Source organism: Pseudomonas sp. Z003-0.4C(8344-21) (assembly GCF_900104975.1).
Lineage (GTDB): Bacteria > Pseudomonadota > Gammaproteobacteria > Pseudomonadales > Pseudomonadaceae > Aquipseudomonas > Aquipseudomonas granadensis.
Genome location: NZ_LT629756.1, coordinates 3,570,966 through 3,592,539, shown reverse-complemented (window position 1 = coordinate 3,592,539; position 21,574 = coordinate 3,570,966). Strand labels below are relative to the sequence as shown.

Sequence of the window (21,574 nt, the reverse complement as noted above, 5' to 3'; positions counted from 1 at the left end):
GAAGGACAAGGCCCGGGAGCAAGCAGCTACCGGGCCTTGGGCGCCTCAGTTGTCGTAACCCAGGTTCGGCGCCAGCCAGCGCTCGGTGACGCTCAGATCCTGGCCCTTGCGCGCGGTGTAGCTCTGCACCTGGTCCTTGTCGATCTTGCCCACGGCAAAATACTGCGCCTGCGGATGGGCGAAGTACCAGCCGCTGACCGCTGCTGCCGGGAACATCGCGTAGTGTTCGGTGAGGAACACGCCGCTGCGTCCGGCACGCATTTCGGCCGCTTCAGGATCGAGCAGGGCGAACAGCGCCGCTTTCTCGGTGTGGTCCGGGCAGGCCGGATAACCGGGAGCAGGGCGGATGCCGCTGTATTGCTCTTTGATCAGCGCTTCGTTGTCGAGCGTTTCATCCTTGGCGTAACCCCAGTGCTCTTTACGCACCTGTTGGTGCAGCCACTCGGCGCACGCCTCGGCGAGACGGTCGGCCAAGGCCTTGACCATGATCGAGTTGTAATCGTCGCCGGCGTCCTGATAAGCCTTGGCGACTTCTTCGGCGCCGATACCGGCGGTGGTGATGAAACCACCAACGTAATCGGTCACTTCGCTGTCCTTCGGTGCGACGAAGTCGGCGAGGGAGAAGTTCGGTTTGCCGTCGGTCTTGATGATCTGTTGGCGCAGGTGATGCAGTTTCGCCAGCGGCTGGCCGTCATCGCCGTACAGCTCGATATCGTCGTCATGCACCTGATTCGCCGGCCAGAAACCGAACACGGCGCGGGCGCTGATCAGCTTCTCGTCGATCAGCTTGGCCAGCATCTCCTGCGCGTCCTTGTACAGCGCGGTGGCGGCTTCACCGACCACTTCGTCTTCAAGGATGCGCGGGAACTTGCCGGCCAGATCCCAGGAAATGAAGAACGGCGTCCAGTCGATGTATTCGGCCAGCACCTTCAGATCGATGTTATCGAGCACTTTGCTGCCAGTGAAGGTCGGCTTAACCGGCTGATAGTTGGCCCAGTCGAATTGCGGTTTCTTGGCGATGGCGGCGGCGTAGCTCAGGCGCTCGGTGCGCGCGCTGCGGTTCGAGGTGCGCTCACGCACGTCGACGTATTCCAGGCGGGTCTTCTCGACGAAACCGGCCTTCAATTCCTTGGACAGCAACTGCGTCGCCACGCCTACCGCGCGGGAGGCGTCGGTCACATAAACCACCGCATCGTTGCTGTACTTCGGCTCGATCTTCACCGCTGTGTGCGCTTTGGAAGTCGTTGCGCCACCGATCATCAGCGGCAGGTGGAAATCCTGACGCTGCATCTCGCGGGCCACATGAACCATTTCATCCAGCGACGGCGTGATCAGGCCGGAGAGGCCGATGATGTCGCATTTCTCATCCTTGGCGACCTGCAGGATTTTCTCCGCCGGGACCATTACCCCGAGGTCAACAATGTCGTAGCCGTTGCAGCCGAGCACCACGCCGACGATGTTCTTGCCGATGTCGTGCACGTCGCCCTTGACCGTGGCCATGAGGATCTTGCCCTTGGCTTCCGGTTTGTCGCCTTTTTCCAGTTCGATGAACGGAATCAGGTGCGCCACGGCCTGCTTCATCACGCGGGCGGATTTCACCACTTGCGGCAGGAACATTTTGCCGGCGCCGAACAGGTCGCCAACGATATTCATGCCGGACATCAGCGGGCCTTCGATCACTTCGATCGGCCGCGCAAACGACTGACGCGATTCTTCGGTGTCTTCGACGATGTGCGTGGTAATGCCCTTGACCAGTGCATGCTCCAGGCGCTTGTTGACGTCCCAGTTGCGCCACTCTTCGGTTTCGGCTTCCTTGACACTGCCATCGCCCTTGTATTTGTCGGCGATGGCGAGGAGGGCGTCGGTGCCTTCCGGTGTACGGTTGAGGATCACGTCTTCAACGGCGTCGCGCAGCTCCTGCGGGATCTGGTCGTAGATCTCCAGCTGGCCGGCGTTGACGATACCCATGGTCAGGCCCGCGCGGATCGCATACAGCAGGAACACCGAGTGGATCGCCTCGCGCACCGGGTTGTTGCCACGGAACGAGAACGACACGTTGGACACGCCGCCCGAGCTCAACGCGTACGGCAGTTCATCGCGGATGTAGGCGCAGGCATTGATGAAGTCGACTGCGTAGTTGTTGTGTTCTTCGATGCCGGTGGCCACGGCGAAGATGTTCGGGTCGAAGATGATGTCTTCCGGCGGGAAGCCGACTTCGTTGACCAGAATGTCGTAGGAGCGTTTGCAGATCTCTTTCTTGCGCGCTTCGGTGTCGGCCTGGCCGGCTTCGTCGAACGCCATCACCACCACCGCCGCGCCGTAGCGCTTGCACAATTTGGCGTGATGGATGAACTGCTCGACGCCTTCTTTCATGCTGATCGAGTTGACGATGCCCTTGCCCTGAATGCATTTGAGGCCGGCTTCGATCACTTCCCATTTCGACGAGTCGATCATGATCGGCACGCGTGAGATGTCCGGCTCGCCGGCGATCAGATTGAGGAAGGTCACCATGGCCTTCTTCGAATCGAGCATGCCCTCGTCCATGTTGATGTCGATGATCTGCGCGCCGGCCTCAACCTGTTGCAGGGCAACTTCAAGGGCTTCGGTGTAGTTGTCTTCACGGATCAGACGGGCGAATTTAGCCGAACCGGTGATGTTGGTGCGCTCGCCGACGTTGACGAACAGCGAGCTGCGATCGATGGTGAACGGCTCCAGACCCGAGAGGCGGCACGCCTTGGGAATGTCCGGAATCTGCCGCGGCGCGTAACCGGCGACGGCTTTGGCGATGGCTTCGATGTGCCCCGGTGTGGTGCCGCAGCAACCGCCGACGATGTTCAGGAAGCCGCTCTGGGCGAATTCTTCGATGACCTTGGCGGTTTCCGACGGCAGTTCGTCGTACTCGCCGAATTCGTTCGGCAGGCCGGCGTTCGGGTGCGCGGAAACGTGGGTGCTGGCCTTGTTCGACAGCTCTTCCAGATACGGCCGCAATTCACTGGCGCCGAGCGCGCAGTTGAGGCCTACGGAAATCGGCTTGGCGTGGGCCACCGAGTTCCAGAACGCTTCGGTGGTCTGCCCCGACAAGGTACGGCCGGACGCATCGGTGATGGTCCCGGAAATCATGATCGGCAGCTCGATATGCAACTCTTCGAACACGCCCTGCACGGCGAAAATCGCCGCCTTGGCATTGAGGGTGTCGAAAATCGTCTCGATCAGGATCAGGTCGGCACCGCCCTCGATCAGGCCTTTGGTGGCTTCGGTGTAGTTTTCCACCAGCTCATCGAAGGTGACGTTGCGGTAGCCGGGGTTGTTGACGTCGGGCGACAGCGAGCAGGTGCGGCTGGTCGGGCCGAGCACGCCGGCAACGAAGCGCGGCTTGGCCGGGTTTTCGGCAGTCTTGGCGTCGGCCACCTTGCGGGCCAGGCGTGCGCCTTCTACGTTTAACTCGTAGGCCAGCTCTTCCATGCCGTAGTCGGCCATGGAGATGCGTGTGGCGTTGAAGGTGTTGGTTTCGAGAATGTCGGCGCCGGCGTCGAGGTAGGCTTTTTCGATGCCGCCAATCACGTCCGGACGGGTGATCACCAGCAGGTCGTTGTTGCCCTTGACGTCACTCGGCCAGTCGGCAAAACGCTTGCCGCGATAATCCTGCTCTTCGAGCTTGTAGCTCTGGATCATCGTGCCCATCCCGCCGTCGAGAATCAGGATGCGCTCTTTGAGGGCTTGCTTGAGAGCTTGAAGGCGGATGCTGCGATCGGACATGTGGACTACTCGAAAAGACCATTACGAAGGAGGGGGATCATAACAAACCTGTGCGCTTTTGGAGCATGCCGGACTTTTCCATGAATATCGCTCATGTTGGTACGGACGTCATAACGGTAGAATCGCAGCCTTTTTTACAATCGGGATCAGCAGCATGTCGTACCGCGTCATCAGTTTCATGTTGCTGTTCCTGAGCGGCGTTGCTGCAGCGCAGACGCCTGCGACCTCGTCCCCGATCAGTTACACGCGCGATATCCAGCCGATCTTCACCGAGAAATGCGTTGCCTGCCACGCCTGCTATGACTCAGCCTGCCAGTTGAACCTGGGCAGCGGCGAGGGCGCGGCGCGCGGGGCAAGCAAGATGCCGGTCTACGACGGCGAACGCACCCAGGCGGCACCGACCACCCGATTGTTCTACGACGCTTTCGGCAAACGTGCCTGGCAGCAGAAGGATTTCTATTCGGTGCTCGATGCCCAGGGCAGCCAGGCAGCGCTGATGGCGCGCATGCTCGAACTTGGTCACAAGACCCCGCTGACACCGAACGCGAAACTGCCGGAAGACATCGTGCTGGGCCTCAATCGCAGCAATCTGTGCGCGATGCCCGGCGAATTCGACGCTTATGCCGGCGCGCACCCCAAAGAAGGCATGCCGCTGGCGGTCACCGGGCTGACCGACCAGCAATATCAGACCTTGCAGCGCTGGCTGGCGTCCGGCGCGCCGATCGATGAACAGGGGCTGGCGCCGAGCGCCAAAGAGGCGTTGCAGATCGTCCAGTGGGAAAACCTGCTCAACGCCCCCGGTGCGCGGCAGAGTCTGGTCGCGCGCTGGCTGTTCGAGCACTGGTACCTGGCGCACATCCATTTCCAGGATGGCGAGCCGGGGCATTTTTTCCAGTGGGTGCGTTCGCGCACGCCGACCGGTCAACCGATCGACCTGATCGCCACGCGCCGGCCCAACGACGATCCGGGCACGCAGGTGTATTACCGCTTGTGGCCGGTGCAAGGGGTGATCGTGCATAAAACTCACATCACCTACCCGTTGAGCACGGCGAAGATGGCGCGGGTCAAAAGCCTGTTCTACAGCGGTAACTGGCAGGTCGATGCGTTGCCCGGTTATGGCCCGCAGAGTCGCGCCAACCCGTTTGCCACCTTCGAAGCGATTCCGGCGCAGGCGCGCTATCAGTTCATGCTCGACAACGCTGAATATTTTGTCCGTACCTTTATTCGCGGCCCCGTGTGCCGCGGGCAAATCGCGACCGACGTGATTCGTGACAACTTCTGGGCGCTGTTCCAGGCGCCGGAGCATGACCTGTACATCACCGACCCGCGCTATCGCGGTCAGGCCACGCCGTTGCTGGCCATGCCGGGGCAGAACGATGACGTCGGCAGTGTCCTGAGCCTGTGGCGCGATTATCGCAACAAACGTAACGAATATGAGGCACTGCGCCGCGACAATTACGCTGAAATCCCGGCGCCGAGCTGGTCGACCCTGTGGGCCGGCAATGACAACGCGCTGTTGAGTATCTTCCGCCATTTCGACAGCGCAGCGGTGGTCAAGGGCTTGATCGGCGATGTGCCGCAGACGATGTGGCTGTTCGACTATCCGCTGCTCGAGCGCACCTATTACCAGTTGGCGGTCAACTTCGATGTGTTCGGCAACGTCTCCCATCAGGCGCAGACGCGTCTGTACTTCGACCTGATCCGCAACGGCGCCGAGCAGAACTTCTTGCGTCTGATGCCTGCCGATTCCCGCGAGGACTACCTCAACGATTGGTATCAGGACGGCGGCCAGTTCAAAATGTGGCTTGATTACGAAGCCATTGATGACGACAAGCCGACTGCCCTGAAACTCGACGAAAAGGACCCGAAACGCGACTTTGCGATGCAATTGCTGGCGCGTTACGGTGATCTCAATGCGCGGCCGGATCCGATCAATCGTTGCGATGGCGCTTACTGCTCGCGGCCGAACATCGACCCGGCACTGCAAAATGCAGAGCACGCCCTCAGTCACCTGGCCTCACGCCCGGCTGCCGGATTGAAAGTCATCGATAAGTTGCCGGAAGCGACGCTGCTGCGCATCGAAACCGCTGGCGGCAAACGTGAGGTGTACAGCCTGCTGCGCAACCGTGCGCACAGCAACGTCGCGTTCCTGCTGGGTGAATCGCGGCGCTATCAGCCGGGGCTCGACACGCTGACGATCTATCCGGGCGTGCTGACCAGCTACCCGAATTTCATCTTCAACGTACCGGCGGATCAGGTCCCGGCGTTCGTCGATGGCATGGAAAACGCCAGGGACGCCCATCGCTTCGAGAAAATCGTCGAGCGCTGGGGCATCCGTCGCAGTCACCCGCAGTTCTGGTTTTATTTCCACGACCTGAGCCAGTACCTGCACGAAACCGATCCGGTGGAAGAGGGCGTGCTGGACATGAATCGCTACGAGAATCTTTGAGCAGGCATCGACGCAGGCCTGTGTCTGCGTCGATGGATGCGTCAATACTGAGCAGCGCTCATGTCGGGGCGGGTGCTGACATTGCCCCAGCGGGCTTGAAGGCTTTCCAGAAATCCGTGCCGTAATCGAGGAACAGTTCGGTGCCCGCCGGAATCTTCTCCCATGCGAGCAAAAACACCATGTATTTGCCAACGTAGATCGAGCCAACGTTTTCCACGCCTATGTTGGCCTGGCCGGGCACATTGACCGCGTTGATCAGGCTCAGCACGTTGCTGTTGCCATGACCGCTCAGGGTGGCGCCCTTCGTTGCCGTTGCGAAAAGGAACGTGCTGACTTTCTCGGTGGATTTCTCGAGCATTTCCGCCCGCACGGATTTGGCGGTGCGGTGCAGTTTGCCGGCGTAAGGCCCCAATACTTCGAAAGGCTCGATATCGACTTTGGCAAATACCGACAGCCCCCGTTCCGGACCGTCGAGCGGTCGTCTGACCTCGAGACGACTGACCAGTCTGTCGCGATGGCGGCCTTCATCGGCGATCCATTCCTGAACGTCTTCGGTGATTCTGCGCGTCATTTCCTTGAGTCTGGCACCCTCAAACCCAGCGAGAAAACGATTGGTTTCGGTGATGGTGATATTGTCGATATCACCCTCCAGTTTGCGCGTCAGACTGATCCTGACATCCGTTGGGTCCTGAAGAATCGGGGCATTGTTATTGATGTGATGCCCAAGCGAAGGGGTCAGATCCGTGGCGCGGGCGTTGTCTGGCGCAGCATTTTCCAGTCGAGGTCGTTTGGAACTGCCAGCAGTCGGCGGCGAAAGTGGCCCTGTTTCGCGGGGCGAAGGCGGCTGCGGCATCTGCCAGGAAGCGGATTTTATCCCGGCACCGGGGGGAAGGGCCTTTCGAGCGCGCATGAGCGCTGAATCCGAGGCTGCAAGCAATTGCAAACACTCTGGAACCGCACTTCTTAATTCACCCCGATTATTGACAAAAGTTGACCAGAGCACCGGGTCGAGATTGTTGTCATCGAGAAACGTACTCATGGTGCTGGCCGATCCGGTAGCGATGTAACGCACTCGCCATTGTTCGATGTGTCCTGCGGTCAAAGGCGTGAACGCCTGGTTGTGGGCATATTTCTCCAACACCTTGCCCGGTGCCCGGAACGAGCCATCGGTGTTGACGTGGGAAATGAAGTCCGTCGGGTCAAGATTGTGCGTGGCGGCGAAGCCTTCGCGGCTGAGGGTGTTGCGGCCTTCTTGTGACATGCTGCGCCAGTCCCGCAGATGCTCGTAGGTGACGACCGTACGCGCGGTGTCGGCCCGATCCAGTACTTGTTGGCCCAGCGGTTTCAATTGCCCTTCTGTGTGGACGAATTGCCTGAAAGCGGCCGGGTCCAGCCGATGTTTTTTCGCGAACGCCTCAAGGGTGACCTCCAGCACGTGCTCGCTGAACTGCGACCACTTCTGCAGATGCAGCGGGGTTGTCACGGTGGGATCGTCAGGCGCGCCGCCTCTGACCCGGATTTCCCGGGTGTACCAGTGACCGGGTTTTACCGATGAGAGGTTGATCGACAGGTCACGGTTGTTTTTCGGATTGACCAGTACCACGGAAAAGCTGTTTTCCCCGGTCTGCGCGGTCTCCTGAATGAATCCATAGGAGTTTTCACGTACCTGGTAAACGGCGACAGTCCCGTATTCATCGATGTTGCAAATGAACTTCTGGTTGTATTCAGGGCGGAAAAAAATCCCTCGCGAGTCGGCCTGGAGGCCGGAAATCCAGTGGGGCTGAACAGCGTGGGGGCGCAGCAGCGGGCTGTTGTTGCTTATCACAGTCACCGGCTCGCGATAGCGAGGGCCGAAAGCCTTGTTGGTCAGTGCATCGATGAGCCGATAGTCCGCCGCATCGACGCTGCCGACGTTGCGCATGGGAATGTTGGCGATCCCTTCGACGGTGCACAGCCGATCACCGGGCTGGCGCGGTTTCCAGGTGGTCGGGTCAACCGCGATCAAGTGCTGAGCGGTCACCGTACCATCGCGCAGTTGGGCAATGCCAAGGCGCGCCTGGCGTATTGCCGCAGCGCCGATTTTACGCAACGTAAAGCGACCGAGCTTGAGCAATCCCAATACTGACTCCAGCGGGTTGAGTTCGCGCAGCGTCGAGATCAACAGCGTTCGCGTCAGGGTGGCGAATTTTGGCAGGGCGAGGCGAATGCCGATCTTGCCTGCGAGGCTGACCACCCGCGTACAGCCGGCGAAATATTTTCCGATGGGCAGGGCAAACGAAACGATGTCGGTGAACAGGCCGAGCCCGCCGCGCTCGATACGTTGCGACTCGCCGGATGCCAGGTCGTCAATGGCGCCCCAGAACGGCACGAACATTTTTCCCCAGAAACTGAGGTCCTCGAGAAAATCCCTGCCGATATCCGTGCTGCGCGTGGCCTTGCGGGTGTCTTCGAGCAAGGCCGATTGATCTTTGTAAAACAATTCCCGAGCAATCATCGCCGCGAGATTCTCCGCCCGGGCAGAGGTCAGGTTATTTGCCGCAAAGGGCAGGGTGCGTGTCGCTACGTCGGGGGCGCGTTGCTCAATGGCAACCGCGATGAATTTTTCGCCGACCTGCTCCATGATCAAGGTGGCGTGCTGATGCACTCTGGGTTTCGAGCCGTCGCGGTAGGCTTCCCAGTCAAAAGGCATTTCGGTGCCTTTTCTGAAAGCGCCGCGACTGGTGCGGCTGCTGGAACCGACTTTCTCGACCTTGATCTCACCGCCGACAGGCAGCGAGTCGATGTTTTCGCGCAAACGCACGATACCCGCGAGCGGGAAGACTTCCATGTAGCGGGCCTTTGCCGGATACACCGGGTTGACCATTCTCAGAATGAACCCGCAGCGGCCACGCACCGCGTCGGTGTTGGTCTTGTTCTCATGTTCGACCTGCGTGTCGTTGAGCGGTAGCCGCAGCGAGTAAACAGTCACTTCGTCCCGCTCAAGATCACCCCGGCATGCGGGCAGGTACTGGGCGAGCAACGTCTTGATCAGGGACTTATAGGCGGCTCCTGGAGTGATCAGCCAGGCATGAAACGCTTGGTCATACGCCGCGTCTGACTCATAGCGAAATCGACTCGGCGGGCTCAGCGCGAGGTTGTTCAGGGCATCGAGCATTTCTTGCTCATGCTGTTCCAGCGTGCTCAATGCCAGTTCTATTTCGCTGACCGGGTAAGCCGTCTGACGTGTGGCGAACAATCCCATCGCCGCCGCCCACTCCACCGTCGGGCGGACCTTGGCGGCGGCAACCAGTCGCTGTTGCTCGATATCATGCGCAAAAGCCCGAAAATGCTCTGCCGGCAGGTTGAGCAGCTGTTCGAAAGTCATGTGCCGCGATGAGCCGGGCGCGACGGATTCGGCAAGTATGAAACCACTCTTGAAATTGACCCAGGTGCTCGACGTGGCATACGGCAGTGCGTCGGGGATGTCCTGAACCCACGCTTCGCTGGCCACATTGCTCTTCATGATGGCCACCGCTAACAAGGCAATGGGCCGCTCGACGTGAAGTGATCTTTGAAATTCTTCGATCAATGATTTTTGTATGGACGAATAACTACAGGCGGGCTCGATCAGTATCTGCAACTCGTTTTGATTGTTGGTGTGCGCGCCTGGTTTGATGCTCAGCCAGAGCGCTCGCCACAACAATTTCGTCAAAACACTGGCTGGGCCATCTTGCTTGTTCTTTGCGGTGTACCAATCCAGTTCCCTGGCAATACGTTGCGCCAGTTGCAGGTTATCGGCCGACTGCAGGGCTGTTTCCAGAAGTGCTACCGGCGTGGTTTGGCTCAACGTTTCAAATCTGCCATTGGGTTTCACCGGTACGACATTTGCCAGCAGGCAGCGTGATGTTTCGGCTTCGATTTGGCGGACAACCCGCATGATCGTTTCGTCGCCCTCAGCGCTGAACAAGTGTTCGAAGTCGCTGACGGGACCGTGATGTCCGAGCAGCCATAACGCGCGATGCTCAACCAGGTTGTGCAGCAGGCGCTGCCAGTCGGCATGTTTGGCGGGACGCCGCGGAATCAGCGCGTACCAGGCCAGCACCAGGTCGAAGCGCACCGAACCGTCGCTTTTGAGCCCGTTTCCGACCTTGCCGTAGATATCCAGCAAGACATCCACGTCGATGGACCAATAAATCGGAACATCTCTGAGCGTTACCGAGTGACCGGCGATCGGGAAAACTTCCGCAGGGTCAGGTGTTGGCGACTTCGTGGAACTCAATTGGGAGGACAGAAAGTCTTCCAGGAAATCGTTGCCCAACAACGATTGATCGACCTTGGCAGGCATGGAGAGATGCGTTATGAAATCTTCGTCTGTCTCGAGTTTTTTCAAGACGCGAAAGGCTTCCTTGCACTCGCGCCCCAATTCAGAGGTGGCGGGCGGGTAGTAATAGAGCTGACTGGCACCCATGTTGACGTTATCGTCGATGAGCTCATGCAGGTAACTGATCAGGTGGTTGAGATCCTGCAATCTGCGCGGGGGCGTCTTGTTGTAGAAACTGGATAACGAAGTAGACATTCAAGGCCTTTGAACCGTAGCGGCTGGAAAAATAGTCGAAGGCGTTGAATATAGGGGTGCGGAAAACCGGCTGAGGTATACATATATATGGGTGCGAATGCGCTTCGGTTTCCATTTGTTAACGGCGCACCAACCGATCAAGCGCCCAGCCGTCGCCGTCGGCAGCTTGCGGGCGACGGCATACGCCCGGCTTTTTCCGACAAAAATACTGGGACTTTGTCCCGCGCGCCGATTGGCGTAAACTGCGCCCAAGCCTGCGAGGAGTTTCCATGACCGCCATTACCATTACCGACGCCGCCCACGACTACCTGGCTGATCTGCTGTCCAAGCAGAACACCCCGGGCATCGGCATCCGCGTCTTCATCACCCAGCCTGGCACCCAGTACGCCGAGACCTGCATTGCCTACTGCAAGCCGGGCGAAGAAAAGCCTGAAGATACGGCGCTGGGGCTGAAAAGCTTCACCGCGTATATCGATTCGTTCAGCGAAGCGTTTCTCGACGACGCCGTGGTCGACTACGCCACCGACCGCATGGGCGGCCAGCTGACCATCAAGGCGCCAAACGCCAAAGTACCGATGGTCAACGCTGACAGCCCGGTCAACGAGCGCATCAATTACTACCTGCAAACCGAAATCAACCCGGGGCTGGCCAGCCACGGCGGTCAGGTCAGCCTGATCGATGTGGTGGAAGACGGCATTGCGGTGTTGCAGTTCGGTGGCGGTTGCCAGGGCTGCGGCCAGGCCGACGTGACCTTGAAGGAAGGCATCGAGCGCACGCTGCTCGAGCGCATCCCTGAGCTCAAGGGCGTGCGCGACGTGACCGACCACACGCAGAAAGAAAACGCCTACTACTAAGGCGTTCGCTGCGAATATGAAAAACGGCGCCCCGTGAGCGCCGTTTTTTTATGCCCCCGCTTTACCCAGGGTGGGAGCGAGCCTGCTCGCGAAGAGGCCATCAAGGGCGATAAAGATGCGCATGCCCCGCCCGATACAACGACGACTCGCTGAACACCTCACTCCCCAGCACCCGCCCGACCAGAATCAACGCGGTACGCCGAAAGCCTTTCGCTGCAACCTTGTCCGCAATGTCCGCAAGCGTGCCCACCACCCAGTCCTGATCCGGCCACGTCGCCCGGTGAATCACCGCAATCGGACAATCCGCACCGTAATGCGGCAACAACTCCACAAGAATCTTCTCCAGATGATTGACCCCCAGGTGAATCGCCATGGTTGCACCATGCCGGGCCAGATTGCCCAGTTCTTCGCCCGCCGGCATCGCAGTCTTGTCGGCATAGCGAGTCAGAATCACGCTTTGCGACACATCCGGCAGGGTGAGTTCGGCTCCGAGCAGCGCCGCACAGGCGGCGGTGGCCGTCACGCCCGGAATGATCTCGAACGGGATACCAAGCTCACGCAGATAACGAATCTGCTCACCGATCGCGCCGTACAGGCTCGGATCACCGGAATGTACCCGTGCGACGTCATGGCCTTCGGCATGCGCGGTCTTGATCAGCTCGATGATCTGCTCAAGGTGCAGCTCTGCACTGTTGACCACGGTTTGCGCCTGGTGCCCCTCGAGCACTGCGGCGGGTACCAGTGAACCGGCATAGATGATCACCGGACAGTGTCGGATCAACCGTTGGCCTTTGACAGTGATCAATTCCGGGTCGCCGGGGCCGGCGCCGATGAAATAAACGGTCATCGTTGGATCCTTGGAGAAGAGGCGCGACAACGCTTCAGATGAAGATTGTTCATGATGGATGGCGGCGATTATCAGGATTTACGCGGCGCCGGCCAACGCCAGAGTGGCTTGAGCGTATTTTTGTCGGCTGATCAGCAGCTTTGCCGGCGCCTGCAGGAGTTGTTCGGCAAGCGCCAGCGCTGCGCTTTCCGCCACGCCGTAGCAGCCGGTGCGTTCGTAAGCGATTTGCGACTGGTGGCTGAGCATTGACTGGTAACCGGCCAATTCCTCGCTGCTGAAGTACAGCAGGGGCAAGGCCAGTTGTACGGCCAGTTCCTGCAGGCCCGGTTCGTCGCGCTTCAAATCGATGCTGGCCAAGGCCTTGATTGACTTGAGCTCGATGCGGTGCGCCTGCAAGGCCTGGTCGAGCAACGCGCGCAGCGTGCTGGTCGGACAGCCGCGTTGGCAGCCGAGGCCGACCACCAGCGTGGACGCCGCGCGGTCATCGCTCATGCGTGGTAGTGACCGTCGCTGTTGCGGCGGAACAACCAGGCGCTGATCAGGCCCAGGGCCAGCCAGAACGCCACGTTGGTCAACTGCGAAGCGATCTTGAACTGGCTTTCCAGCGCCTCGGGCGCGAGCATCGAATGCACCAGCGGCTGCGGCGCGCCGATCACATGCGGCACCGCGAGAATCGCTACGCCGAGCAGCTTCATCAGCCAGTGCCGGCTGAAGGCGATCAGCGACAGGCCGACGGCGGTCGAGGCCGCAGTGCCGATCCACCACATCTGCCGCGACGCCAGATCAGCCGCAGCGGTGCCCGGCAATTCCGGCGGCAGGCCCAGCGTTGGCGCCAGCACGAACGTCGCGTAACCGGCCAGCCCCCAGAGCAGGCCTTGCGCGGTTGAGCGCGGCGCACGCAGGGTGTACAGACCGGCAAGCATCAGAGCGAAACCGACCGCCACCACCAGATTGCCACCGGTGGTCGAAACCACGCGCTGCCAGCCGTTTTCCGGCTCCCAGGCTTCGCCGTCATGGCTGTGCGCTGCGGTGCCGGCCGCGTGTTCGTGGACTTGGGCGACCGGTTCGGATTTTTCAAAGGTTTCGGCCTGAAGAATCAGCGGTGAGACCCAGAAGCTTTGCAGCAGTGTGAGGAGCAGGGCGGCCAGCAGGCCGCTGAAACCTGCGGTTTGCGCAATTCGCTTGATCATTCGACAGGTCTCAGTGGCACGGAAACGCGGCGCTGTGGCGGGTATCGTGGGCGGCGTTGTGCACCGCTTCGATATGCGAAAAACCGGCGAAATACACCAGGCCCGCGCCGAGAATCGAGGCGAAGGCGGCGGCAATCAGGCGTTGGCTCAGGGTGGTGGTGCTGGCGATTTTATCCGTGTTGCTGCCGGTGCTGCTGATGATCGACATGGCGCTTCCCTATAGTGTAAGGGGCAGTCGAACGCATGCGGACCCTGCGTGACGGACACGCGGAGGTACGAACAGCGCCCGCCCACCGCGGGTTTGTTATGTCCAGTGACGCCGATAGCGCACTGTGTATTGCGGGCCGGTCTCCGGGCTCGCGAGGGGTTGGCGCCTGGCCGACCTGCAAGCGTCACCTTCCCATGCCGGGTTGGCACAGTGGTTTTGACGCTTCGCTCGCTTACCGTTGCGGGGGCAGCACCGGACTGACATGGCTCTGAGTAAAGCACATGATTCACCGGTTTCCCGTTTCACCCTGTGAAGGGCACCCGTAACAAGGCGTACAGGAGAGCATGCGGGTGGGTTTGAGTCAATTTCGGGCAGTAGTGAATATCCACGAAACCAAAGCATTGACCCATCATCAACCCATGCGTAGCCTTGCGCCTTCGAGGTTCTTCGGCATCTGTCGAAGCTAAGAAGGGAACGCGGTCAAAGCCGCGGCTGCCCCCGCAACTGTGAACGGTGAAGTTCGCTGCCACGCCACTGCCAGCTCGGTCCACGAGCCCGCGGGAAGGCGCAGCGAATGCCAGGCCCGGCGCCTGAACACTGTCAGCCAGGAGACCTGCCTCGTCACAGATTCTCACTTTCAACCGGGCGGGGTGATCCGGTGGCGAACACTTCCGGCGCGCCTGCGCGTGGCCGGTTCTCGTCCCGTATGCCCGCCGCTTTGCCAAAGGGCATACCGATGAAAACACTGGCCAAACTCCCCGTCACCATCGTCACCGGTTTCCTCGGTTCGGGCAAAACCACCTTGCTGCGGCACATGCTCGACAATGCTCAGGGCCGGCGCATTGCGGTGATCGTCAACGAGTTTGGCGAGCTGGGCATCGACGGTGAAATCCTCAAGCAATGCACCATCGGCTGCACCGAAGAAGAAGCCAGCGGCCGCGTTTACGAACTGGCCAACGGCTGCCTGTGCTGCACCGTGCAGGAAGAATTCTTCCCGGTGATGCGCGAACTGGTCGCGCGTCGCGGCGATCTCGATCACATCCTCATCGAAACCTCGGGCCTGGCCTTGCCCAAGCCGTTGGTGCAAGCCTTCCAGTGGCCGGAAATCCGCAGCGCCTGCACCGTTGATGCGGTGATCACTGTGGTCGACAGCCCGGCCGTGGCCGCCGGCACCTTTGCCGCGTTCCCGGATCAGGTCGATGCCCAGCGCAAGCTTGACCCGAACCTCGATCACGAGTCTCCGCTGCACGAACTGTTCGCCGACCAACTGGCCAGCGCCGATCTGGTGATCCTCAATAAAGCCGACCAGACCAGTCCGGAAGATCTGGCGCGTGTGCGCGCTGAAGTCGCCGAAGAGTTGCCACCTGCGGTAAAAATCATTGAAGCGAGCAACGGCCGTCTGCCGCTGGACGTGCTGATCGGCCTCGGCGCCGGTTCCGAAGAACACATCGACAGCCGTCACAGTCACCACGACCATCACCACGACGGTGATGACGATCACGATGACCACGATCACGACGCCTTCGACTCGATCTCTATCGAACTGCCGCAAGCCGACGAAAGCCTGCTGCTCGACGCGCTGACGCAACTGGTGGTGCAACACGGCATCCTGCGCGTGAAAGGCTTCGCCGCGATTCCGAACAAGCCGATGCGCTTGCTGATTCAAGGCGTAGGTACGCGCTTCGACAAGCATTTTGACCGTCAGTGGGGCGCCGACGAAGCGCGCGTAACGCGTCTGGTGTTGATCGGCCAGGAATTGGATGCAGCGCAGCTCGAAGCGCAACTGCGCGCCGCGCTCAGCGTTTAAGCCATGCACCTGCTCAGGACCCAGCCCGGCGGTTTCGTCTCGGATGACAACATTGCCGACCTTGGCCAGACGCCCGCCGAGTTGGTGATCCTGTGCAGCGGCGATTCCAGCCTTGCGCTGCTCGCCGAAGCGGCGCAGCAGTTGCCGCAAGACTACCCGAGCCTGCGTCTGGCCAACCCGATGCAGGTGCAGAATCACGCGTCGGTCGATCTTTACGTCGATGAAGTGTTGCGCCACGCCAAGCTGATTCTGATTTCGCTGCACGGCGGGATTGCCTACTGGCGGTATGGCGTCGAGCGCCTGGTGGAATTGTCCGAGCGCGGCGTGCAGGTGATTCTGGTGCCGGGCGACGATCGCCCCGACCCGGAACTCAGCGACTTGAGCACCGTCAGCGCGGTGGACCGTGACCGTCTCTGGCAGTTCTTGCGTCAGGGTGGACTGGGCAACGCGCTGGATTTTTTCCGCTGCCTGGGCAATCGCTGGTTCGCCCGCGATTACCCGTGGGGCGAGCCGCAAACCTTGCCGCGTACAGCGATTTACCACCCGACCAAAACTACTGCTGCCCTGAGTGACTGGCAAGCTGAATGGCTGCCCGCACAACCGGTCGCGGCGCTGCTGTTTTACCGCTCGCACCTGCAAGCAGCCAACACTGGGTTCATCGATGTGTTTTGCCAGCGCATGCAAGCTGCGGGGCTCAATCCTTTGCCCATCGCCGTGGCCAGCCTGAAAGAACCCGGCTGCCTGACGGTGGTCGAGGATTGGCTGGACGAAGTCGAGGCCGGGGTGATCCTCAATACCACCGGTTTTGCCCAGTCCAGTCCCGAAGCGCCGCACCTGCGACCGTTTCGTCGCAATATTCCGGTGATCCAGGCGATCTGCGCCCAGGACAACGAGCCCGGCTGGCGCGACAGCGAGCAAGGCCTGGGCCCGCGCGATCTGGCCATGCACATCGCCTTGCCGGAACTTGACGGGCGCATCATCAGTCGGCCGATCAGCTTCAAGGATCTGGCCTGGCGCAGCGAGCGCAGCCAATCGGATGTGGTGTGCTATCGCGCGCAACCCGATCGCATGGATTTTGTTGCTGAACTGGCGCGGCGCTGGACTGATCTGGCGCGGGTACCGAACAGCGAAAAGCGCATCGCGCTGATTCTCGCCAACTACCCGACCCGCGACGGGCGCATCGGCAACGGTGTCGGCCTCGACACGCCAGCGGCAGCGCTGAATATCCTGCGTGCGTTGCAGGCTGAGGGCTATCCGGTTTCGGCCGATTTGCCAGGCAGCGGCAGCGAGTTGATCCAGCAATTGCTCGGCGGCGTCAGCAACGATCTCGAGACGATTGACCTGCGCCCATGCCAGCAAAGCCTGGCGATGGACACTTATATGGCGATGTTCGATGCATTGCCTGAATCCAACCGCGCCGCCGTGATCGCGCGTTGGGGCGCGCCGCACAACGACCCGATGTGCCGCGACGGACGCATGATGATCGCCGGGCTGCGTTTCGGTCTGACCTTCGTCGGCATTCAGCCGGCGCGTGGTTATCAGGTCGACCCGAGTGCGGTTTATCACGACCCGGACCTGGTCCCGCCGCACGCTTATCTGGCGTTCTATTTCTGGCTGCGCAACACCTATGGCGCGCACGGGGTGATCCATGTCGGCAAGCACGGCAACCTCGAATGGCTGCCAGGCAAAGGCGTCGGCCTGTCGGAGAATTGTTGGCCGGACGCGCTGCTCGGGCCGCTGCCGAATATCTATCCGTTCATCGTCAATGACCCGGGCGAGGGCGCCCAGGCCAAACGGCGTACGCAAGCGGTAATCATCGACCACCTGATGCCGCCGCTGACCCGCGCGGAAACCTACGGGCCGTTGCGCAATCTCGAACTGCTCGCCGACGAGTATTACGAAGCGCAGTTGCTCGACCCGCGCCGCGCCCGGGAATTGCAGCGCGACATTCTGCAACTGGTGCGTGATACGCAGATTGACCGCGAGCTGCAACTCGACGCCGCGCTGGACAGTGACGCCGACGCGGCGATCTGGTTGCCGCGTCTGGATACGTATCTGTGTGATTTGAAGGAGTCGCAGATTCGCGATGGCCTGCATATCTTCGGCGAATCGCCGAGCGGGCGGTTGCGCATCGATACCTTGCTGGCCTTGCTGCGGATTCCGCGCGGTGACGGCAAGGGCGCGCAATCGAGCCTGCTGCGCGCGGTGGCAAAAGCGTTTGAACTAGGTTTCGATCCACTGGATTGCGCTCTGGCCGAGCCGTGGGAGGGACCGCGTCCAAGCGAACTGCAAACCGTCACCGACGAAGTCTGGCGCACCGCCGGCGACACCCGCGAACGCCTCGAATTGTTCGCCACCGAGCTGATCTCCGAATCCCTGCATATCCCTTGTAGGCCTTCGCCTGCTCGCGATAGCGGTGGATCAGCCAACATCAAATCAACTGACACACCGCCATCGCGAGCAGGCTCACTCCTACAGGAATCGGGGTGGGCTGAAGTCGGGTTAATCATTGATAATTTGCGTGAGGTCATCGCACCACGCCTCGACGCCTGCGGCCCGGCAGAAATGCGCGGTCTGCTCGACGCTCTCAGTGGCCGTTTCGTCCCCGCCGGCCCGAGCGGCGCGCCCAGTCGCGGGCGCCTCGACGTGCTGCCGACCGGGCGCAATTTCTATTCGGTGGATGTGCGCAACCTGCCGACCACCACCGCGTGGCGTATCGGTTTTCAGTCAGCGACGCTGATCCTCGAACGGCATCTGCAGGATCACGGCGACCATTTGCGTCAGCTCGGCCTGTCGGTCTGGGGCACCGCCACCATGCGCACTGGCGGCGACGACATCGCTCAGGCCATGGCGTTGATGGGAGTGCGCCCGGTATGGGCCACCGGTAGTCAGCGTGTCGATGATTTCGAGATTCTGCCGCTGAGCCTGCTCGACCGCCCGCGCGTCGATGTGACGTTGCGCGTCTCGGGATTTTTCCGTGATGCGTTTGCCAACCTGATTCGCTTGTTCGACGCCGCGGTGCAAGCGGTTGCGGCGCTGGACGAGCCGGACGACCTCAATCCGCTGGCGGCCAAAGTGCGCGCCGAGCGCGAGGCGCTGCGTCAGTCCGGCGTCGACGAGGACACCGCGCGGCGCCAGGCCGGCTGGCGCATCTTCGGCGCCAAACCCGGTGCTTACGGCGCTGGCGTGCAGGGCGCTGTCGACGGTCGCCTGTGGCAGAGCCGCGAAGACCTCGCCGAGGTTTATCTGAACTGGGGCGCTTACGCCTATGGCGGCGCCGACGAGGGGACCGCTGCACGCGAGCAGTTCGTCCAGCGTCTGAGTCAGGTGCAGGCGGTGTTGCAGAATCAGGACAACCGCGAGCATGACCTGCTTGATTCCAACGATTACTACCAGTTCCAGGGGGGCATGCTTGCCGCCGTGGAAAGCCTGCGCGGCGAAGCGGCGGCGAGTTATCACGGCGATCATAGCCAACCTGATTTGCCGAAAATCCGCACCCTGAAAGAAGAGCTGAACCGGGTGATTCGTTCACGCGCAGCAAACCCGAAGTGGATCGACGGGGTCAAGCGCCACGGCTATAAAGGTGCGTTCGAGATGGCCGCGACGGTCGATAACCTGTTTGCCTTCGACGCGACCACGCAATTGATCGACGATCATCAATATGCGTTGCTGGCCGACGCCTATTTGCTGGACCCGCAGACCCGGGAGTTTGTCCGCGAGCACAATCCGCATGCCTTGCGAGACATGACCGAACGCATGCTCGAAGCGCAGCAGCGCGGCATGTGGCAGGAGCCGGGGGCTTATAAGGAAGCGCTGGAGAATTTACTGCTGGATATCGAGGAAGATGGGTAGCGCCTGCAAAAGCCAACCCTCACCCCAGCCCTCTCCCGGAGGGAGAGGGGGCCGATCTGTGTTGTATTCGAAACCTATGTTCGACTCGAACTATCAGATCAATGCAATTCGTGAGATCACCTCGATCAGTCCCCTCTCCCTCCGGGAGAGGGCTAGGGTGAGGGCCTTTTACCTGACACCCCGCAACATTGGAGAACACCCGAATCAGTTCCCTCTCCCTCCGGAAGAGGGCTAGGGTGAGGGGCTTTACCTGACACACCAGAACATTGAAGACCACCAACGACCACGCCAGAGAACCCACACATGACCGACACCCCACATTTCCCCCTCTCCGCCGTGGTCGGCGCCGATGATCTCAAGCTCGCCCTGTGCCTCACCGCCATCGATCCGAAAATCGGCGGCGTGCTGATCGAAGGTCCGCGCGGCATGGCCAAATCGACCCTGGCCCGCGGCCTTGCGGACCTGCTCGCCAGCGGCCAGTTCGTCACCTTGCCGCTGGGCGCGACCGAAGAACGTCTGGTCGGCACCCTCGATCTCGACGCCGCCCTGAGCGACGGTCGCGCGCAGTTTTCCCCCGGCGTGCTGGCCAAGGCTGACGGCGGCGTGCTCTACGTCGATGAAGTCAATCTGTTGCCTGATCACCTGGTCGATCTGCTGCTCGACGTCGCCGCCAGCGGCACCAACCTGATCGAACGCGACGGGATTTCCCATCGTCATTCGGCGAAATTTGTCCTGATCGGCACGATGAACCCGGAAGAAGGCGAGTTGCGCCCGCAGTTGCTCGACCGCTTTGGTCTGAACGTCGCGCTCAGCGGCCATACGCAACCGACCGAGCGCGGCCAGATCATTCGTCGGCGGCTGGATTTCGACAGCGATCCGCAGGCCTTTTGTGCGCAATGGGCCATCGCGCAACAAAGCCTGCGTGAGCGCTGTGAGCGTGCGCGCATCGCACTGACCGGCATCGAACTGGACGATGCCGCGCTGGGGCAGATAACCGAACGCTGTTTCGCCGCCGGCGTGGATGGCTTGCGCGCCGATCTGGTATGGCTGCGCGCAGCCCGCGCGCACGCGGCATGGCGTGGGGCGGCAGTGATTGGCGAGGAAGATATTGACGCCGTGGCCGAGTTTGCCCTGCGCCATCGTCGTCGCGAACCCTCGGTGCCGCCGAGCCCGCAACAGCAGCAACAGCCACAACAACCGCCACAGGCGCCGAATCAGGCGCAAAGCACCGTGAGCGAAGGGCAGGGCCAGTGGGGCGATATGCCGGCACCGGCGCTCGCCACCGGCACTCGACGAGAAGTGCCCGCCTGGCCAAAAAAGCCCTAGGCATTCGCCCCCGATCCGACGCGGGGGCGAATGCCAGACCCCGCGCCGGACGGCTCGACAACGGACGCCAAGGCAAGCGCCACAGCGCCAGGAATGGCTCGGTGAACTGGCCGGGCACGTTGATAAACGGGCGGCCACGACTGCGTGAAGACCTGCTGTTTCAGCTGCGCACCCGCTCGCCGCATGAGTTGTGGCTGGTGATTGTCGATGCCTCTGCTTCGACCAGACGCCATCAGGCGCTGAGCGATGCCAAAGGTCTGCTCGCACAAGTGTTCGACGATGCCTACCGCCAACGCGCGCGGCTCGCTTTGTTGACCGCCAGTGGTTCGACGCCGAAATGGCAAGTGCAGGGACTCAAAGCGTCCAGCGGTCTGCAAGCGTGGCTGCAAGCGTTGGGGGCGGGTGGTGGCACGCCGTTGCTCGCGGCGTTGCAGCAGGCGCAGCAATGGCTGGGGCAACGGCGCAAGCGCTTCCCCGCCGAACTGCAGCGATTGCTCGTGGTGACCGACGGGCGTTTGAAGCAATGTTCCGGGCTGCCGATGCTGGATTGCCCGGGATTGCTGATTGATATCGAGCGTGGACCGATTCGCCTGGGACGTGCGCAGGTGCTTGCCGAAGCGCTGGGGGCCGACTATCGGCACATCGATGATCTTGCTGTGCATTGACGATCGCGTTTCAAGAGTGCTCGCGAACGGAACTGCCGTCAGGCCCATTCGTACAGATCTTGAAA

Annotated in this window: 12 protein-coding genes and 2 riboswitches; of the genes, 6 read left to right on the top strand and 6 right to left on the bottom strand. The window is 61.1% G+C overall.

Annotated features, from left to right (window positions below; all coding sequences use genetic code 11):
• Positions 1-45 precede the first annotated feature (45 nt).
• Positions 46-3,756 (bottom strand): methionine synthase, encoded by a 3,711-nt coding sequence (gene metH, locus BLU24_RS16320; protein ID WP_093101846.1) that lies wholly within the window; start codon positions 3,754-3,756, stop codon positions 46-48.
• A 154-nt stretch (positions 3,757-3,910) separates the two neighbouring features.
• Between metH and BLU24_RS16315 the strand changes: the two genes are divergently transcribed.
• A complete protein-coding gene (locus BLU24_RS16315) occupies positions 3,911-6,205 on the top strand; it encodes a fatty acid cis/trans isomerase (protein WP_093101845.1) in 2,295 nt (764 codons plus the stop codon).
• Between the two features lie 58 nt (positions 6,206-6,263).
• Here the strand turns inward: BLU24_RS16315 and BLU24_RS16310 are convergent, their stop codons facing one another.
• Positions 6,264-10,760 (bottom strand): SET domain-containing protein, encoded by a 4,497-nt coding sequence (locus BLU24_RS16310; RefSeq protein WP_093101844.1) that lies wholly within the window; start codon positions 10,758-10,760, stop codon positions 6,264-6,266.
• 269 nt (positions 10,761-11,029) lie between these two features.
• On the opposite strand from BLU24_RS16310, the gene nfuA reads away from it, so the two are divergent.
• Positions 11,030-11,614 carry a Fe-S biogenesis protein NfuA gene (nfuA, locus tag BLU24_RS16305; RefSeq protein ID WP_003225494.1) on the top strand — a complete coding sequence of 195 codons (585 nt, stop codon included), beginning with the start codon at positions 11,030-11,032 and terminating at the stop codon, positions 11,612-11,614.
• 100 nt (positions 11,615-11,714) lie between these two features.
• Here nfuA and cobM read toward each other — a convergent pair whose 3' ends face one another.
• The 4 genes from cobM to BLU24_RS16285 all read right to left on the bottom strand — a co-directional run bounded on the left by cobM (position 11,715) and on the right by BLU24_RS16285 (position 13,859).
• Positions 11,715-12,461: a precorrin-4 C(11)-methyltransferase gene (gene cobM, locus BLU24_RS16300; protein WP_093101843.1), complete on the bottom strand. Its 747-nt coding sequence runs from the start codon at positions 12,459-12,461 to the stop codon at positions 11,715-11,717.
• A gap of 78 nt (positions 12,462-12,539) precedes the next feature.
• On the bottom strand, positions 12,540-12,953 hold the full coding sequence (locus BLU24_RS16295; protein WP_039758622.1) for a cobalamin biosynthesis protein: 414 nt from the start codon (positions 12,951-12,953) through the stop codon (positions 12,540-12,542).
• Positions 12,950-13,651 (bottom strand): CbtA family protein, encoded by a 702-nt coding sequence (locus BLU24_RS16290; RefSeq protein WP_093101842.1) that lies wholly within the window; start codon positions 13,649-13,651, stop codon positions 12,950-12,952. The genes BLU24_RS16295 and BLU24_RS16290 overlap by 4 nt, the downstream gene beginning before the upstream one ends.
• Positions 13,652-13,661: 10 nt before the next feature.
• A complete protein-coding gene (locus tag BLU24_RS16285) occupies positions 13,662-13,859 on the bottom strand; it encodes a CbtB domain-containing protein (RefSeq protein ID WP_093101841.1) in 198 nt (65 codons plus the stop codon).
• 117 nt (positions 13,860-13,976) lie between these two features.
• Positions 13,977-14,198, bottom strand: a riboswitch (cobalamin riboswitch).
• Positions 14,199-14,282: 84 nt separating this feature from the next.
• Positions 14,283-14,494, top strand: a riboswitch (cobalamin riboswitch).
• A 101-nt stretch (positions 14,495-14,595) separates the two neighbouring features.
• Here BLU24_RS16285 and cobW point away from each other — a divergent pair.
• The 4 genes from cobW to BLU24_RS16265 all read left to right on the top strand — a co-directional run bounded on the left by cobW (position 14,596) and on the right by BLU24_RS16265 (position 21,509).
• On the top strand, positions 14,596-15,666 hold the full coding sequence (cobW, locus tag BLU24_RS16280) for a cobalamin biosynthesis protein CobW (protein WP_041478704.1): 1,071 nt from the start codon (positions 14,596-14,598) through the stop codon (positions 15,664-15,666).
• Positions 15,667-15,669: 3 nt separating this feature from the next.
• The gene (gene cobN / locus BLU24_RS16275) at positions 15,670-19,518 is read left to right on the top strand and encodes a cobaltochelatase subunit CobN (protein WP_093101840.1); all 3,849 of its coding nucleotides are present in this window, start codon (positions 15,670-15,672) and stop codon (positions 19,516-19,518) included.
• A gap of 303 nt (positions 19,519-19,821) precedes the next feature.
• Entirely contained in the window at positions 19,822-20,844 is a 1,023-nt protein-coding gene (locus BLU24_RS16270) for an ATP-binding protein (protein ID WP_093101839.1), read from the top strand.
• On the top strand, positions 20,769-21,509 hold the full coding sequence (locus BLU24_RS16265) for a VWA domain-containing protein (protein ID WP_093101838.1): 741 nt from the start codon (positions 20,769-20,771) through the stop codon (positions 21,507-21,509). The genes BLU24_RS16270 and BLU24_RS16265 overlap by 76 nt, the downstream gene beginning before the upstream one ends.
• Positions 21,510-21,574 lie beyond the last annotated feature (65 nt).